The sequence below is a fragment of the Sheuella amnicola genome, from assembly GCF_010499255.1.
Lineage (GTDB): Bacteria > Pseudomonadota > Gammaproteobacteria > Burkholderiales > Burkholderiaceae_B > Zwartia > Zwartia amnicola.
Window position 1 is genome coordinate 1 of record NZ_JAAGRN010000007.1, and the last position, 17,549, is coordinate 17,549.

A 17,549-nucleotide genomic window follows, 5' to 3' on the forward strand; every position below is an offset into this window, starting at 1 on the left:
TGACGTTTAAGGCTTCGCCGAATTACGAAGCCCCCGCCGATAGCGGTGGCAATAACGTATACGACATTGTGGTGAGCGCCTCGGATGGCACGAACATCACGACCCAGGCGGTCGCGATTACGGTGACGAACGCCAACGAAGCCCCGACGTTTACCTCGGGTGCCACGGCCTCCGTTGAGGAAAACGTCTCGACTTCAACCGTGGTCTATACGGCTGTGGCGAGCGATGTGGATCAGGGTGCGACCCTGACGTACTCCCTCAGCGGAACGGATGCGGACAAGTTCAACATCAATACGTCTACGGGTGAGGTGACGTTTAAGGCTTCGCCGAATTACGAAGCCCCCGCCGATAGCGGTGGCAATAACGTATACGACATTGTGGTGAGCGCCTCGGATGGCACGAACATCACGACCCAGGCGGTCGCGATTACGGTGACAGATGTCAGTGAAGTTATACCTGGTTCGACATTTACAGCGACATCGACAGCAAATGAAACATTCACCGGCACGTATGGAGTGGATACCTTTAATTTTGCCAACGGGACTTCATCATTCACCATTGGAGGATCAGGAAATTCGGGAACTATTACTGGCTATGACACGATCGTTGGCTATCAATCGTCAAATGGGTTGCCAGGAAGTGCTGATATATTAAATTTGCCAACAAACACGGTATCTGTGATGGCTGATATAAACAAGGGGAATTTTTCTGATTCAATCTTAACGATTAATGGCGCGAAAGTACAGTCTCATTCCGTTAATTCTGGGGTAATCACTTTTGTAACAGGTAATAATGATGCGACATTGGGAAATCCAGTCGTTGTTGATTCAACAGCCAAATTGGCTGCAGTCGTTCAATATTTGAATAAAAATGATATTGGTAACGCAGGAACAACCGCGATATTTAAAGCCAATATTGGTGATGGAGACTCAACTTTTGTATACACGCAGCCCACGAAGAACGCGGGTGGGCAACTGTATTATCTCAAAGCATTTGCCGATCCTACCAATCTCTTGACTTCGAATACCTTCACAACAAATAAAACAATCTACGCAACGCCCATCAGTTTTGATATGGACGGCAACGGTGTTCATTATCTTGACCAGAGTTTTGGTGTGACTTATGACTACAACAAAGATGGCATCGCTGAATCGACCGCTTGGGTTGGGCAAGGAGATGGCTTGTTAGCTAATTTGGATGAGAATGGAAAAATTAATATTGTCTTTTCTACTGAAGATGGCGAAACAGATCTCGAGGGATTGGCAAAAGTCTATGACATAAACAAAGACGGGGTCTTTGACTCTAAGGATGCTGCTTTTTCCCAGTTTGGCGTTTGGCAAGACTCCGACTCAAATGGCACCGTAGCAGGTGGTGAATTTAAATCTTTGGCAGAAGTAGGCATAACTAGTATTTCACTCCAATCATCTGGCGAGACAACAGAGGCAGCAAACGGCGATGTAATTATTTATGGGCACACGACCTATACAATGGCTGACGGCAAAACCTATTTGGCTGAAGATGTCGCTTTTGCCACAAGTCAGAATCTGACGGATGAGACAACAGCTGGTCTAGTGAATCCGAACGAGACTCAAAGTGCTCATTCAGTCGTATCGATGGATCAAACGAGCATGACATGTGTTCTTGAACCTGCGATCAGTAGTTCAGAGCCACTTTATCTTGAGTTGGGTGGTGTGACCTATACCATCGAACCAAATCAGGAAACAACGATCAATCCACAAACTGTGGTTGTAGATACGTCCTATCACGTTGGGGATCCTGCTCCACTGGTCGCTGGTGCCTGGACGGAGGTTGTTGTGTCCTCAGCCGCGGTGGATGCTCCCTTGGTTGCTACGGCATGGACGGATGTGGTTGATGGCGCAACAGATGTGGCAGCACAGACAGGCGTTTCAGCAACATCGGATCCTGTCGTCGCCGCGGATCCTATTGTGACATCGTCCTCAGAGCCCCAAGTTGATCCAACTCTGAGTAATCCAATTATTCACAATCCATAAAGCTCAAAGAAAAGGTGAGTGCCTTTAAAGCACTCCCTATTGGTTATATTATGTGAATCTTTCAGTAATTCTGTTTGTACGCGGCAATGTAGACCTGCTGGCTGCAAAGATTTTGAAAGAGGCCAGCAGCGCTACCCATTTACATAGTCAAGCGCCACAGCTTCTGCTACGCGAATTCCGTCGACACCGGCTGACATAATGCCACCGGCATAGCCGGCACCCTCCCCAGCAGGGTACAAGCCTTTTATATTGACACTTTGATAGTTCTCGCTCCGTTTAATTCTCAAAGGCGACGAGGTTCGTGTTTCAACGCCTGTCAGTACGGCATCAGGCATTGAAAAGCCTTTGATTTTTTTTTCAAACGCAGGAATGGCTTCACGAATCGCTTGAATAGCGTAGTCCGGCAAACTTGTTGCCAGATCGGTTAAATGTACGCCTGGTTTGTAAGAAGGAATCACACTGGCGATCTGGGTTGAGGGCTTGCCTTTTAAAAAATCACCTACGAGCTGACCGGGTGCTTCATAGGTGCCGCCCCCGAGTACAAAGGCGCGAGATTCAAGTGCGCGTTGAAATTCGATTCCTGCAAGCGGCCCGCCAGGGTAGTCCTCTGGAGTGATGCCAACAACGATACCTGCATTGGCATTGCGCTCGTTGCGAGAATACTGGCTCATGCCATTGGTGACGACGCGATTGGGTTCGGAGGTCGCGGCAACAACAGTGCCACCTGGGCACATGCAGAAGCTGTAAACAGTGCGCCCGTTGCTGGCATGATGGACTAATTTATAGTCCGCTGCACCAATCAGTTCATTACCTGCATGCGGCCCTAGTCTGGCGCGATCAATCATTGACTGAGGATGTTCGATTCGAAAGCCGACAGAGAAAGGTTTTGCCTCCATGTAGACGCCCGCGTCATGCAGTACCTTGAAAGTGTCACGAGCACTGTGTCCTAGTGCCAGCACGACGTGATCGGTAAAGATTGTTTCACCATTCTCAAGTCGAATCGCCTGAATTTGATGATTTTCTATGTCAAATCCAGTGACTTTTTGCGAAAAGCGTATCTCTCCGCCTAGATCAATGATTTCCTGTCGCATTTTTTCAACCACGCCGACCAGTCGGAATGTGCCGATGTGTGGTTTTGCGACGTAGGTGATTTCTTCTGGCGCACCAGCTTTGACAAATTCCTGAATGACCTTGCGGCCATAAAATTTCGGATCTTTAATCTGGCTGTACAGTTTGCCATCGGAAAATGTGCCTGCACCCCCCTCTCCGAACTGTACATTCGACTCGGGGTTGAGTTTGTTTTTTCGCCATAGTCCCCAGGTGTCCTGGGTGCGTTCCCGTACGGCTTTGCCCCTTTCGAGCACGAGCGGTTTAAACCCCATTTGGGCAAGCGTCAGTGCGGCAAAAATTCCACAGGGTCCAAAACCGATCACCACCGGTCTGAGTTTGGATGAAAAGTTCTTTACTTGAGAAGCGTTCGCAACAAAATGATACTCGGTGTCAGGAGAAGGTTTGACGTGCGCATCATGACTAAACTTTCTTAAGATATCTTGCTCGTTTTTGACTTCCACATCAACGGTATAGATGAAAGACAGCGCGGAATTTTTGCGTGCATCGTAGCTGCGCTTAAAGACGATGAAGCTAAGCAGGTCACCGCTTCGTAGGTTTAGCCGTTGGATAATGGCCTGTTTCAGCTCTTCTGGGCTGTGATGAACGGGCAGGCGTAATTCAGTGATATGGATCATAGATGTGAACGATACACAAATCAGACGTAAAAATCCTGATAAGCTGGGGGGGAACGGACTTAGTTTGCCCAGAGAAAGGTATTTTTTATGAGCAAAAGAACTTTTAAGGATAAAGATTAGAAGCTCATGGCCCTACGCGCAACCATTTTTAAAACAGAACTGAATATCGCTGATTCCGATCGGCACTATTACGCGACACATTCATTGACGCTGGCCAGGCATCCGTCTGAAACTGATGAAAGAATGATGGTCAGGTTGCTTGCATTCGCTTTAAATGGACATGAATATCTGACGTTTACAAAAGGCTTAAGCGAGGTGGATGAGCCAGATGTTTGGCTAAAAGATCTGACTGGTGCGATTCAGTTATGGATTGACGTTGGTCAGCCAGAAGAAAAGCGCATATTGAAGGCCTGTGGTCGTGCCGATCTGGTTGTCATCTATTGCTATAACGGTCACGCTAGCAAAATCTGGTGGGATGGGGTCCGTAACAAGCTTGAACGAGTCAAAAATCTGAAGGTGATCTACTTGCCATCGGAGGAAACAAAAGCCCTAGCTGCCTACGCCGAAAGAAATATGACTTTGCATGTGAATATTCAGGATGGTGAAGTTTTTATTTCGAACGCCAATGGACAACTGACGGTTCAACAAGAGGTTTGGCGATAACGAAGTCGAGGTGCATCATGAGCGAACGCATTGGTTTGTTTGCCGATATACACAGTAATCTTGAGGCGTTGGATGCCTGTTTGGAACGGGCTGGCGAACTCGGCGTGAGTCGCATGGTTTTCCTCGGAGACTTGGTCGGTTATAACGCTGACCCCGCCGCCGTTGTGGATCGGATTGCTGCACTGGTTGCCTCTGGCCGAGCAGTCGCAGTGATGGGCAATCATGATCAGGCGATATTTACCGACCATAGCCGGTTAATGAATCCCGCTGCTTGGACAGCAACAGAGTGGACTCGTGCGCAACTCAATGCACAACAGCTTGATTTTTTAAAACAGCTTCCCCTGATCCTGAAAGACGGGGATGCTTGTTATGTTCATGCTTCAGCATATCAGCCAGAGAGCTGGCGTTACGTAAATAATGATGTCAGTGCTTGGCAGTGTGCAGAGCATTCCGGGGAGATCTATACCTTTGTTGGGCATGAGCATGATCCAATGCTGTTCTATCAGACTGAAATTGGTAAGCTCAGACGTTTTAAACCTCACGCAGGTAAAGAAGTCCCGATGCCTAGTCATCGTCGTTGGGTGGCGGTGGTTGGTTCCGTGGGTCAGCCTCGAGATGGTTTGCCAGAAGCGTGCTTCGCGGTATTCGACCCGCGCGAGCAACACATGAGTTTTCAGCGTGTCCCCTATGATTATTACACCGCGGCGGAAAAGGTTCGGCGAGCGGGGTTGCCCGATAGTCTTGCGGATCGTTTGATTACGGCCGACTAGTGCGAGGTAGTGCTCCATGAGTAAGGCTTCAGACATTCCGGCCGTTGATGAAGCGTTTCAGGCTGGTAAGGTAATAGATGGTTTTGTGCTCGGTGAAGAAGTTCATCGTGGTGGGATGGCCGTCCTGATCAGCGCTACAAAAGAGGGAATCGATCTGCCGATTCTTTTAAAAATTCCTAGAGTGGGACGCAATCAACCGGTTGAAAGCCTGATCGGCTTTGAGACTGAACTCAATATCATGAGTGTGTTGGATAGTCCCGATGTTCCCAAGTTTTTGGGTGGTGGCACGATAGCGACGCATCCTTATATTGCGATGGAACGCGTTGCCGGCACGTCCTTGGAAGAGCTCGGTGAACAGGTTGGACGATTCCCGATCTCTGAGGTGATTCGGATCGGTGCAACTTTGGCGCAAGCTGTGCAGTCTTTGCACGCGCAGGATGTCATTCATCTTGATCTGAAGCCGGAAAATATTTTGCTTGATGCATCCGGCAAATTAACTTTGATTGATTTCGGATTAGCTCACCATGCGCATTTTCCGGATTTACTAGCCGAAGAAATGCGTAAGGGAGTTGGTTCGGCTCCTTATGTTTCTCCTGAGCAGATCATGGGTGTCAGAGAAGATAGTCGTAGCGACATATTTTCAATTGGCGTGATTTTGTATGAAATGCTGACTGATGAATTGCCTTTTGGTAATCCTCAGTCCATGGGTGGTTTACGTAGACGTCTCTGGGCTCAGCCTACTGCACCACGGGCATTGCGGCCCGATACGCCTCCCTGGTTGCAAGAGGTGGTGCTGCGTTGCCTGGAGGCCAGAGCGGTGGATCGCTATCAAAGCGCTAGCCGCTTGAGGCAGTGTTTGCTTGAGCCTGAGAGCGTGAAATTAACCGAACGCGCCGAAAGATTGAAGTCTTTAGGTTTCTTAAATAGCGTTAAGCGTTGGTGGCGCGCCGCAGGCTATGTGCCATCATCATGCCCTGCGCCTAGTGTTGAGCAGGATGCAACTCCTTTGATTATCGCAGCAATCGATACAAGGCAGTCGGATGCTCGCCTTCGCGAGAGAATGCTGAGCGCAGCTTCGCTTTTAATGCAAGTTGATCCTGAAAGTCGTCTGATCTGCTTAAGTACGATTCCCGGAACGCCTGCGATCGATGGTCAGCAAGAAGCGCAGTCTGCCAGTGGAATTGTGCGGGGGCACTTGGTGCAACTGATGAAATGGGCAGAACCTCTGAAGCTTCCACCTGAGCGTTTTTCCTGCCATGTACTAGAGGCCATGGATCCGGCCGCCCGAATCGTCGAGTTTGCGCAAGATAACGCCGCATCGCTTATTTTGATTGGCGCGTCACGCCAAGTTCCGAATAAGGTCGTGCCTTGGAGAACCTCAATGACTAAAATTGTCGAAGAGGCTCCCTGTAGTGTCCATATCGTTCGAAGTTGAGCGATCCATTATCAAATTGAACCTGATGTATTTAATCTGACTTAGACACCCATTTGACGAGCGAGGTCTCGAATATCCTTGGCCACGATATCCCAACTTTCCGTTGCTTGAAGATTGGTTGTCTGATCTGGTCCGTGCTCAGTAGGGCGAGGCCAGAATGCCGTTTTCAGACCAACCCGACGAGCGGCCAACAAGTCGTCATTGTGCGCAGCGCACATCATGACTTCATCAGGACGAAGTTGCAGTGCCGCACACACTCCAAGATATGACTGAGGCTGGGGTTTGTAGCACTTGAACACCTCTGTGGATAAATTCAAATCCCAAGGTAGTCCGGCGTATTTGGCCATGTTTGTCAGTAGAGAGATATTTCCATTGGATAGTGGAGCGATGATGTACTTGCTTTTGAGACGCAAAAGACCACCAATCGAGTCGGGCCATGCGTCTAGTCTGTGCCAAACTTTATTTACATGCTGTCTCTGATTTTCGGTCAATGATTGAAGACCGAACTCCGGTAAAAGAGCATCAAGCGACTCTCGATGCAATACGTCAAGTATGGTCCACTCGCGTTCACCGGATCTGACTTTTTCCATTTGGGGCTGGTAAAGCGATCGCCACTGATCTGCTAGCTTTGCCCAGTCCGCAGTGATTCCATTCGCAAGCCCCCACTGGCTGAGATCACGAATGATGCTGCCGCGCCAATCAACGACGGATCCGAATGTATCGAACACCATCGCTTTTACGGTTGATGTGCTCACTTTTTTGCTCCCCGAAATTGTTTTGAAACATGATCTTGCATGGTACGTCAAGAGCACAGGTCGATGCTAGTTGATTGGATCGGAGGATCGGATTTACCCATGATTTTCAATATTTCCGCCAAGAGAGTACTCCCTTGAGGGAATTTACAGGGATTGGCGTGCGTGAAAAAATTTCTAAAAAATTTAAATAGTTAGCTAAGTTTCATAAAGTTAAAAGTTAGATTTTATGCAAGTTTCACGCCTGCTGAAGTACACCCCTTGGTTAGCATTGTTTGCGCTGGCAGGCGTAGCGCATGCTCAAACGATGACCGAGGCAGTCTATATCGCGCTAGAGCAATATCCCTCAATATTGGCTTCTCGCGCAAAGTCGGCAGCGGCCGATGCGGACATTACTCGTGCGCAAGGTGCACACTACCCCCAGGTCTCGTGGAGTGGTACCCAGAGTACGTATGGCAATGGAAATTCCGGAGCAAACTCCTGGATTCAGTCTCCGACAGTCAACATGAACGTATGGGCCGGGGGCAAGATTCAGGCTGACGTTGATCGATCCAAAGCATTGTCTTCTGCAAGTCAGCAGCAGCAAAAAATCACCAAGGACGAAGTTGCCCTTTTAGTGATCGAGGCTTATTTGAATTGGTCGCGCGGACTGGATCTTGTGAAGTTAGCCAAGGAGAATGTGGCTACACACCAAAAAATCATGAACGATATCAAAAAAATCAGTGATGTCGATCGTGGTCGAGGCGCCGATTTAAGTCAGGCGCGCGTGCGGTATGAAAACGCAACATTATCTTTACAGCAAAGGGAAGCAGAGCTTGGGATTGCAGCGCAGAGATTGAACAGAATGCTACTTGGCAAAATGCCGTCAAAACCGACAGGTATGAATGATATGCCCGGCACGATTCCTGCCAAGGCCGAGCAGGCCGCAGCAGAGATAAACGACAGGCATCCTGTGATCGCGCAAAAAATTGCTGAAATGGAAGCAGCACGAGCGAATGTCGATAACGCGAAATCACAATACTCACCCACGGTTAATGTCAGTTACGGCAAACAAACAACCCAAGGTTCGGGGCAAGGTGACTACATTGCCCAATTGACAGTGAATATGCCGATTTTTTCCGGAGGCTCCACTGTGGGGGCGGTGGATCAGGCTCAGGGACAATTGAGAGCACTCGAGTTTGAAGTGAAAGAAGCACGACTTACTCAAAGGGAAAAACTATTATCGGCCTGGTCGGACTGGAAGACTGCCCAAGAGCGCAGCAAGATCGGTAAAGGTCAGAGTGCGACTGGACAGTCAGTTGTCGACAGCTATCTTAAACAGTTCATGATCGGGAAGAGGTCTTTGCTCGATGTATTGAACGTACAGGCGGATCAGTATTCCTATAAAAGCAATGCGATTATTGCTTCGTACGACGAAAAGGCGTATCGAGCCAGAGTGCTGGCAGCGATGGGTAAGTTGGCTATTTCGTACCAGATTAAACAATTTCAAAAAAAATCGGGTTAAAGACCCGCTTCAATAATCATATCTATGAATGTAGCCCACTCTCCTGTTGCCAACCCATCCCAAGCATCGGATGACCCGCTACTGACTTGTCTGGCTTTAATTTCGGTATTGTTGAACTGTCCTGCTCATTTGCCAGCGCTGAGGACCGGTTTTGCAGTTAATGAAGAAGGCAGAATTCCGCTTGAGGCATTTCCTGATTTAGCACTTAAGCATGGCATGCGCGCGGCCTGGTCGCGTGCACGTCCCAAGTCCGTTCCAAATTATGCAATGCCAATCATTGTTCCGTTTATTGACGGACGTGCTTGCATTTTGAGATCGATCAAGGGGGGTGAAGCAACCGTATTGATGCCAGAGACAGGCATGGAAGAGCTCACCATACTTGTAGATGAAATTGAGGCGTTATCGACAGGAGAGATTCTTCATGTTCGTGTTGCTCCTCAAACAGGACAGCAGCAGCTCGTTCCTTATGGGGGTGATGCATTCGCCTGGTTCTGGGGGACATTATGGAGATTCAAGGGATATTACGTTGATTCGATGGTCGCCACGCTTGTGGCAAACATACTCACCCTTGCATTGGTATTTTTCTCGATGAACGTTTATGACAGGGTTGTCCCGACACAAGCGTATACCTCCTTATGGACATTGGCGATTGGTACATCAGTAGCGATTTTTCTTGAATTTATCATGCGCTGGCTCAAGGCGCGCCTAGTGGATTTAGGCGGTAAAAAAGCCGACTTGGCGATCAATGCGTTGTTATTGCGCGAAATTATGTCGATCAGGTTGGAGCATCGACCACAGTCGATCGGAATTTTTGCCAGCTCCATGCGAGATTTCGAATCCTTGCGGGACTTCTTTTCATCGGCCTCGCTCGTGCTTCTTGCGGATTTGCCTTTCGCCATTATGTTCATCGCATTGATAGGCGTGATTGCCTGGCCCTTGATGTTGATTCCGGCAGTCATCGCATTGCTGCTTGTCATCATTGGGTTGGCTGCGCAGCATCCCATGCTTAAGGCGATGCGAACCAACATGAAAGAGTCCGGTGATCGGCAAAGTGTTCTGGTCGAATCGGTGTTGAATCTTGAATTGCTCAAGGCACACAATGCCGAAAGCTACTTGCAACGTCGCTGGGAAGTGGCAAACGTGGCCGCGTCCGAATCATACAAACAGACCCGAGCGCTCTCTAATTTAATCACCGGATTGACAACGGCATTGACTCAATTCGTGACGGTGGCAATGATTGTGATCGGGGTTTATCTCATTCACTCGAATATGTTGACGCTGGGTGGTTTGATCGCTTCTGTCATTCTTGCCGGTCGTGCGATTGGTCCGATGGGGTCCATCATGTCATTAGCATCCCGGTATCAGCAAGCGGTTATTTCTCTTGAAACACTGGAAGGCCTAATGAAGCGGCCTAGGGATCGGGACAATAACAAACGTTATGTACCTCTCACTCAACTTCACGGCAGTTTGTCCGCAGAAGATCTGGAATTCGCTTATCCGGGGGAGCACAAGATACCGATTATTCGAAGAGTGACGATGAAGATCGAAGCCGGTGAACACGTTGCCCTGCTGGGTCGAATCGGTAGCGGAAAAAGCACATACCTGAGATTGTTGGCTGGTTTGTATACGCCTCTGGGTGGTAGTTTGCGTGTTGATGATATTGAAGTTCAACAGATCGATCCTGCGGAATTGCGCGGATTCATCGGATACGTTGGACAGGATGATCAGTTGTTCATGGGTACATTGCGTGAAAATTTGGTGCTGTCCGATTCGTGGATTAGCGACGTTTCAATTTTGAATGTACTGAAACAACTCGGAATGTATGAAGTGGTTGCAAGCCATCCGCGGGGGATGGATATGCCGCTGACTGAAGCCGGCGGCGGGATGTCGGGAGGACAGCGGCAGATGCTTGCCATTGCCAGAATGATGTTGCGTGAACCGTCGATAGTTTTCATGGATGAGCCGACATCGCACATGGATCAGAATTCCGAAGCCTGTGTGATTGAAGTGATGTCAACTTGGCTTAAGGGTAGAACGCTTGTTCTGGCTACGCATCGTCCCCAATTGCTTTCGCTTGTCGATACGATTGCTGTTTTGGAACGAGGTGTCATTGTGACTCAAGGGCCAAAAGAAAACGTACTGGCGCAACTTTCAAGAGGTGTTCCCATGCAGGACACCAAACAGGCGCAGGCTTGAAATGAATCGCTACCCCCAATTAATCGAGAATTTCAGGTGTTTGTATGGCTCGTTTTAATCATCGAATGTCATTCAAGTCGGTCGAGGATGATGAGCGCCGGGCAGGTCGCCACTTGATTTGGGCTGTCGGCCTGACATTATTGATCGCTTTGATTTGGGCCTCCAACTTTCATTTGGATGAAATCACAAAAGGTCAAGGAAAGGTCATTCCATCCAGTCGCGAGCAGGTCATCCAAAGTCTGGATGCCGGAATTTTGGCTGAAATGTATGTGCATGAAGGTGATTCAGTCGAAAAGGATCAGATCCTGTTACGAATCGATGACAATCGTTCCGGCCCTGTATATCGCGAAGCAAGGGAAAAATGGTTGGCACTTTCGGCTCAAGCAGCCAGATTGCGGGCAGAGTCTTATGGCACCGAATTGGTGTTTCCCGAAGAGATTAAAGAGTTTCCTCAAATTGTCGATAGAGAAACGCAGGCATATAAGGCACGAAAGCAGGCCGTCAATGAGCATATTGCGGCAATGGAGCGATCACTCGCCGCATTGACTCGTGAAATATCTCTTACTGCGCCCTTGGTTAATGAGGGAGTGGTTTCCGAAGTTGAATTGTTGAGACTTAAACGGCAGCAAGCCGATTTGATGGGGCAAATCGTAGAACGACGCAATCGATATTTAACTGATGCGAATAATGAATTGATTCGTGTTGAGGCCGAGTTGTCGCAGACCAAAGAAAATGCTCTGGCCAGAGAGGATGCATATAAAAGAACGGTGATACGTTCACCGATGAAGGGGGTTGTCAAGAATGTGCAGGTCAATACCATTGGTGGAGTCATTCAGGCTGGACAGAATATTTTGGAAATTGTTCCAGTTGACGATGAAATGCTGGTTGAAGCTTACGTTAAACCATCCGAGGTTGCGTTCTTGAAGGTCGGTCAGGCAGCGGTGGTTAAATTGACTGCTTATGATTTCAATAAATACGGCGGACTTGATGGCGTGCTTGAGCACTTAAGTCCCGATACATTGAAGGATGAAAACAAGGTTAAGAAGCCAGGGGCCAATCAAGCGGATTTGGAGGAGGGGTATTACCGCATTTTGGTGCGTATTCTCAACTCTAAAGTTGAACGCGCGGGGCGTGTGCTTGAACCTTTGCCTGGCATGACCGCGACCGTCGATATCAGAACAGGAGAAAAAACTGTTTTGGAATATCTTTTTAGGCCATTGCAATCGGTTAGCCAGGCTTTGAGAGAGCGCTGATTTGCGTTACATGACGCCTGATGTGCCTCCATCTAGGTTAATGCTGCTTCCAGTCACGTAGCTTGCAGCTTCGGATGACAGAAAGGCTGCCACGTTTGCGACCTCTTCAGCGCGACCAACACGTCCAAGTGGGACATTTTTTCCAAGGGTTTCATACAGTTGTTCAACTGGAATGCCGGCTTTAGCAGCCTTAGTTTCATGTTGACCAGCTTTAATCAAGCCGATGCAAATGCTGTTAACCAGAATATTGTTCGGAGCAAACTCTTTCGATAAAGCTTTTGTCAAGGCGAGACCAGCCGCTCGAGTGACAGTTGTCGGCATAGATTTGGCCGCCGGTTGTTTAGCGCCAATATTGGTGAGGTTGATGATTCGCCCCCAGTTTTGTTTTTTCATGAAGGGTATCGCTAAGCGGGACAGACGTATGGCAGCGAATAGTTTCAAGTCAAAATCGGCTTGCCAGATATCGTCCGAAGCAGCTTCAAACTCACCAGTTGCGGAGGTGCCTGCGTTATTGATCAGAATGTCGATTTTTCCGTATGTATCGACGGTGTATTGAATCAAGCGTTCGCAATCCTCTTTTTTGCTCACGTCGGCAGCAATTCCTACAGCTTTGCCTCCTGCTGCGCGAATTTCACTGACAACCTGATTAAGTCTATCTTCGCCACGAGCGGTCAATACGACGCTTGCACCTTCTTGAGCTAGTTTTGCAGCGATAGCTTTGCCTATTCCCTGAGATGCGCCAGTGACCAGTGCGACACGTTGATTAAGTCCAAGATCCACAATGAGTCTCCATTATTGGTTGAGGGTAGAATCTTTAAACAATACATTAACTTTGATTACACAGGTTGATTTCCATGAATTCGAACAAGATTCTCCAAAAAACGATAGAACTGCTCAAGGCACTGGTTGCGTTCGATACGACAAGTCGTGAATCAAACCTGGGCTTGATACAGTTTGTGCAAAATTATTTAGCCGACTTGGGAATCGATTCCAGATTGTCCTACGATGCCGACAAGCGGAAAGCTAATTTGTTCGCGACGATAGGCAATCAATCGGGTCGCGGTATTGTCCTATGCGGTCATACTGATGTCGTGCCGGTTGATGGACAGGCATGGGATACAAACCCTTTTGAAGCTCATATCGCAGATGGCAAAATTTACGGTCGAGGCGCAGTCGATATGAAAGGGTTTATCGCTGCAACCCTTGCGATGTTGCCTTCCTATCAATCCAGCGCGTTGAAGCAACCTTTGCACTTGGCCTTAACTTACGATGAAGAGGTCGGTTGCGTTGGAGTTCAGACTTTGATTCGCGACTTGCAAGCATTGGACATACACCCTGCGGGTTGTTTTGTGGGCGAACCCACTAGAATGCAAGTGATGACAGCCCATAAAGGCATTAGAGTGACAAGATGTCACGTGCGAGGATTGGAGGCCCATTCCTCTTTGGCTCCAGAGGCAGTCAATGCGATTGAATATGCCGGACGAATCATCGAGCAAATACGCCAGGTGGCCGTTGACTTGAGAACCCACGGTCCCTTTGATTCGGGATTCAAGGTTGCGCATACTACGATGCAGACTGGATTGATTAAAGGTGGAACCGCGCCGAATATCGTTCCGAAGGATTGCGAATTTGTATTCGATTGCAGGCCATTGCCTCAAAGCAATGCAGATGAGTTGATTGGCAAAATCCAGTCATATGCCGAGAAAATAAAAGTTGAAATGCGCAATATTTATTCTCAGGCGGACATCACTTTCGAAACACTCGCAAATGCTGCGCCATTGAATACCCCTGATGAAGCGCCCATCTCATACCTGGGACGTGCCTTAGCCAGAAACAATTTATTGGGAAGAGTTTCCTTTGCAACCGATGCAGGATGGTTGCATCAGGCAGGTATTCCTTGCGTCGTTGTCGGTCCGGGGGATATTGATGTTGCCCATAAACCTAACGAATACGTTGAAGTCAGTCAACTTGAAGAGTGTCTGGGCTTTCTTGATCGTCTGCGCGAAAGAATGACTCAGGAAGTACTGCTCTGCTGAGCAGCGAGTTGACGTAGCGCTTGCACTAAAGAGTCGACTGGTTGAGCGCCCTGAAGCAGGTATTTTTGATTGAAAATCAATGACGGGACTGAGTTGATTCCCATTCCGGTGTATTTTCGCTCAGTGGTACGTACGTCATCGGCATATGCACCGGACTCAAGAACTTGTCCGGCACGTTCAATATCAAGCCCAGCCCTTTGAACGGCATCAATCAAATTGGATTGATCATCCAGGTTCACAGCCAAAGTGAAGTAGGTCGCGAGCAGTTCTTTTTTCAGTCGATATTGTTCGAGAGGTCCGTATTCCGTTAACGCCCAATGTAAAAGGCGATGGGAGTCGAAAGTGTTGTAGACATGCTTTCGCCCTTCAGGATGAAAGTGAAATCCGACAGCTGCTGCTCGATTGTAGATATTTGCCTGGTTACGCCTGATTTGTTCTTCCGGCATTCCATACTTTTGCATTAAATGCTCAATCACTTCCTGACCACCTTGTGGCATATCAGGATTGAGTTCGAAAGGCTGGAAGCGGATCTCTATCTTGATTTCGTCTTCAACTTGTTTGACCGCTTGTTCAAGAGAGCCAAGACCGACCGCGCACCAAGGGCATGCAATGTCGGAGACTACATCGATAATGATTTTCTCGTTCATGACACTCTCGTTTGGGTTGAAGTGTTGACTTTACCAGGAGCTTTCGGATTCTGGAGTGGCAGACACGTGGTGAATGCTGAGGTCGGCGCCTGCATGCTCTTCTTCCTGACTCAATCTTAAGCCCACAGTTACTTTGAGCAGCCCGTAAACCACATAGCCGCCAACAAGCGCGATCGTCACTGCCAAAACCGTTCCAATCAACTGCGCGACGACACTCACACCACCAAGGCCACCTAATGCCTGTTGACCGAAGATACCTGCAGCAATACCTCCCCAAACACCACATAAGCCATGAAGGGGCCAAACTCCCAGGACATCATCTATTTTCCATCGATTTTGTTCTCGGATGAACACCATGACGAATAACGCTCCCGCCACCAGTCCTACAACAAGTGCACCCAAAGGATGCATCACATCAGAGCCTGCGCACACAGCAACCAAGCCTGCAAGAGGGCCGTTGTAACTAAAGCCCGCGTCATTTTTACCAATAAACCACCCGGATAATGTTCCGCCAACCATGGCCATCAATGAGTTGATCGCAACCAGGCCGCTCATTTTGTCTATGGTTTGCGCACTCATGACGTTAAACCCAAACCAGCCTACAGTCAGTATCCATGCACCTAAAGCGAGAAAGGGCACATTCGATGGTGGATGAGCGGAAATGCGGCCGTCTTTACGATATCGTCCCATTCTGGCGCCTAACAGCAAGATAGCTGGTAATGCGATCCAACCACCCATCGCGTGAACGACAACTGAGCCCGCAAAATCATGAAATTCTTCACCTGTTAGCGCCTTGATCCACGGTTGAAAGCCGAAAGGATGTGTCGGATTCCAGACAATGCCTTCGAATAGGGGATAAATCAAACCAACCAGCAAAAAAGTTGCCAGAAGTTGAGGGTTGAATTTAGACCGCTCGGCAATGCCGCCTGAAATAATCGCAGGAATGGCCGCTGCAAAAGTTAAAAGAAAAAAGAATTTCACCAACTCGAAGCCACTCTTTTGCGCAAGAACGTCTGCGCTGGACCAGAAGTTGGTTCCGTAGGCGATCGAGTAACCAATGAAGAAATAGGCAATGGTTGAAACTGAAAAGTCGACGAGAATTTTGACCAAGGCGTTCACTTGGTTTTTTTCGCGCACAGTGCCTAACTCAAGAAATGCGAAGCCGGCATGCATAGCGAGAATCATGATCGCGCCAAGCAGTATAAATAAGGCGTCAATGCCTGTTTGAATATTTTCCACGATAGCCTTGTCGGTTGACAATAGAAATACTTCAACAAAATGTGGAAAAAATCTTAACGGAATTAAGAGGCATAATGGCCCACTATAAAACATGATTTGCACCAAAATGGGGACGAGAGAATGGCTAAGTATCAAATAGCAACAATAGAAGGCGACGGTATTGGACCGGAGGTTTGTCAGTCAGCTGTGACGGTGTTGCAAGAGACTTGTGGTGCAGGGGTACTGGACTTTAATCAGTATCCGGGCGGTGCAACACATTATGTCCGATCGGGATTCGTGTTGCCGGAGGATACTTTCCAAGCATGCCGCGACTCGCATGCAATCTTTCATGGTGCTGCGGGAATGCCTGATGTGACCTATCCAGATGGCACCGAAGTGGGGAATGATTTGCACCTTCAGCTTCGTTTCAAGCTCGATTTGTATGCAAATGTTAGGCCAATCCGGTTGTACCAGGGCGATTTTTCACCATTGAAAAATCGTGCATCCGGTGAGATCGACTATGTCATCGTTCGCGAAAATACCGAAGGCTTGTATGCAAGTAGAGGAGCAGGTGTTTCATTGAGAGGCGAAGTCGTGACGGATACGCTGGTCATGACTCGAAAGGGTATTGAGCGAGTTGCTCGTTTTGCTTTCGATCTTTCGCGTAAGCGCAATGGTGCTCCAAGAGACGGTAAACGTCGCCTGACGGTTTGTGACAAAGCAAATATCCTGCGCAGCTATGCCTTTTTCAGATCGGTCTGTGATGAAGTTTCAAAAGACTATCCCGATGTGGAAATCGATTATGCATATGCTGATGCGATCACGGTGCATATGGTTAAAAAACCTGATTTTTATGATGTCATCGTTGCCGAAAATATGTTTGGAGACATTATTTCGGATTTGGGGGCTGCGACAGTGGGTGGGATGGGAATTGCTCCGTCAGGAGAGGTTGGCGATACGCATGGCCTTTTTCAGGGAGCGCATGGATCGGCCCCCGACATTGCCGGACAAAATATCGCTAGCCCTCTAGCCACAGTTTTATCAGGTGCCTTGATGTTGCGATGGTTAAGTGATCGACATTCTGATTCTTCGCTTCTTGCCTCGGCACAGAGAGTCGAAAGAGCGGTAGAAGCCATGTTGAGTGAAAAAATCGCGATACCAAGGGATTTGGGCGGGAATGCAAGCTGTACCGATGTAACTGAGGCCATTCTGAAGCATCTAACATAAGTGATAGAACTGATGCCCTTATATTCATATAAGGGCATTTAATGTTTTTAAGGGTTATCCCATATAAAATGAATACATTCAAGAATTCGAT

Annotated in this window: 14 protein-coding genes; 9 read left to right on the forward strand and 5 right to left on the reverse strand. The window is 48.3% G+C overall.

The window, feature by feature from the left end; all coding sequences use genetic code 11:
* Positions 1–2,012 (forward strand): cadherin repeat domain-containing protein (locus G3I67_RS10825; RefSeq protein ID WP_163655229.1); only part of this gene is annotated, 2,012 nt, incomplete at its 5' end.
* Positions 2,013–2,143: 131 nt separating this feature from the next.
* Here the strand turns inward: G3I67_RS10825 and G3I67_RS10830 are convergent.
* Positions 2,144–3,757, reverse strand: a complete 1,614-nt coding sequence (locus G3I67_RS10830; protein WP_163655231.1) for an NAD(P)/FAD-dependent oxidoreductase — start codon at positions 3,755–3,757, stop codon at positions 2,144–2,146.
* Between the two features lie 126 nt (positions 3,758–3,883).
* Between G3I67_RS10830 and G3I67_RS10835 the strand changes: the two genes are divergently transcribed.
* From G3I67_RS10835 to G3I67_RS10845, 3 genes are read left to right on the forward strand one after another with little or no spacing between them, the layout of a single operon-like run.
* Positions 3,884–4,420: a YaeQ family protein gene (locus G3I67_RS10835; RefSeq protein WP_163655233.1), complete on the forward strand. Its 537-nt coding sequence runs from the start codon at positions 3,884–3,886 to the stop codon at positions 4,418–4,420.
* A 17-nt stretch (positions 4,421–4,437) separates the two neighbouring features.
* Complete coding sequence (locus G3I67_RS10840) at positions 4,438–5,190, forward strand: metallophosphoesterase family protein (protein ID WP_163655235.1); 753 nt, start codon at positions 4,438–4,440, stop codon at positions 5,188–5,190.
* A 16-nt stretch (positions 5,191–5,206) separates the two neighbouring features.
* On the forward strand, positions 5,207–6,625 hold the full coding sequence (locus G3I67_RS10845; RefSeq protein WP_163655237.1) for a serine/threonine protein kinase: 1,419 nt from the start codon (positions 5,207–5,209) through the stop codon (positions 6,623–6,625).
* Positions 6,626–6,666: 41 nt separating this feature from the next.
* Here the strand turns inward: G3I67_RS10845 and G3I67_RS10850 are convergent, their stop codons facing one another.
* Positions 6,667–7,380, reverse strand: coding sequence for a haloacid dehalogenase type II (locus tag G3I67_RS10850; RefSeq protein ID WP_311197090.1), 714 nt, complete (start codon positions 7,378–7,380; stop codon positions 6,667–6,669).
* Positions 7,381–7,606: 226 nt separating this feature from the next.
* Between G3I67_RS10850 and G3I67_RS10855 the strand changes: the two genes are divergently transcribed.
* The 3 genes from G3I67_RS10855 to G3I67_RS10865 are packed head-to-tail and all read left to right on the forward strand — an operon-like array spanning position 7,607 to position 12,330.
* On the forward strand, positions 7,607–8,881 hold the full coding sequence (locus G3I67_RS10855; RefSeq protein WP_163655239.1) for a TolC family protein: 1,275 nt from the start codon (positions 7,607–7,609) through the stop codon (positions 8,879–8,881).
* 24 nt (positions 8,882–8,905) lie between these two features.
* Entirely contained in the window at positions 8,906–11,077 is a 2,172-nt protein-coding gene (locus G3I67_RS10860) for a type I secretion system permease/ATPase (protein ID WP_163655241.1), read from the forward strand.
* A 44-nt stretch (positions 11,078–11,121) separates the two neighbouring features.
* Positions 11,122–12,330, forward strand: coding sequence for a beta-barrel domain-containing protein (locus G3I67_RS10865; protein ID WP_163655243.1), 1,209 nt, complete (start codon positions 11,122–11,124; stop codon positions 12,328–12,330).
* Between the two features lie 6 nt (positions 12,331–12,336).
* On the opposite strand, the gene G3I67_RS10870 is transcribed toward G3I67_RS10865, so the two are convergent.
* Positions 12,337–13,110 carry an SDR family NAD(P)-dependent oxidoreductase gene (locus tag G3I67_RS10870; protein WP_163655245.1) on the reverse strand — a complete coding sequence of 258 codons (774 nt, stop codon included), beginning with the start codon at positions 13,108–13,110 and terminating at the stop codon, positions 12,337–12,339.
* 74 nt (positions 13,111–13,184) lie between these two features.
* Here G3I67_RS10870 and argE point away from each other — a divergent pair, with 74 nt between their 5' ends.
* A complete protein-coding gene (argE, locus tag G3I67_RS10875) occupies positions 13,185–14,366 on the forward strand; it encodes an acetylornithine deacetylase (RefSeq protein ID WP_163655247.1) in 1,182 nt (393 codons plus the stop codon).
* Here argE and G3I67_RS10880 read toward each other — a convergent pair.
* Together G3I67_RS10880 and G3I67_RS10885 are read right to left on the reverse strand one after the other, a co-directional pair.
* A complete protein-coding gene (locus G3I67_RS10880) occupies positions 14,345–15,013 on the reverse strand; it encodes a DsbA family oxidoreductase (protein ID WP_163655249.1) in 669 nt (222 codons plus the stop codon). The two genes, argE and G3I67_RS10880, sit on opposite strands and share 22 nt — an antisense overlap.
* Before the next feature lie 30 nt (positions 15,014–15,043).
* Positions 15,044–16,252 (reverse strand): ammonium transporter, encoded by a 1,209-nt coding sequence (locus G3I67_RS10885; protein ID WP_163655251.1) that lies wholly within the window; start codon positions 16,250–16,252, stop codon positions 15,044–15,046.
* 120 nt (positions 16,253–16,372) lie between these two features.
* Here G3I67_RS10885 and G3I67_RS10890 point away from each other — a divergent pair, with 120 nt between their 5' ends.
* Complete coding sequence (locus tag G3I67_RS10890) at positions 16,373–17,458, forward strand: isocitrate/isopropylmalate dehydrogenase family protein (RefSeq protein WP_163655253.1); 1,086 nt, start codon at positions 16,373–16,375, stop codon at positions 17,456–17,458.
* Positions 17,459–17,549 lie beyond the last annotated feature (91 nt).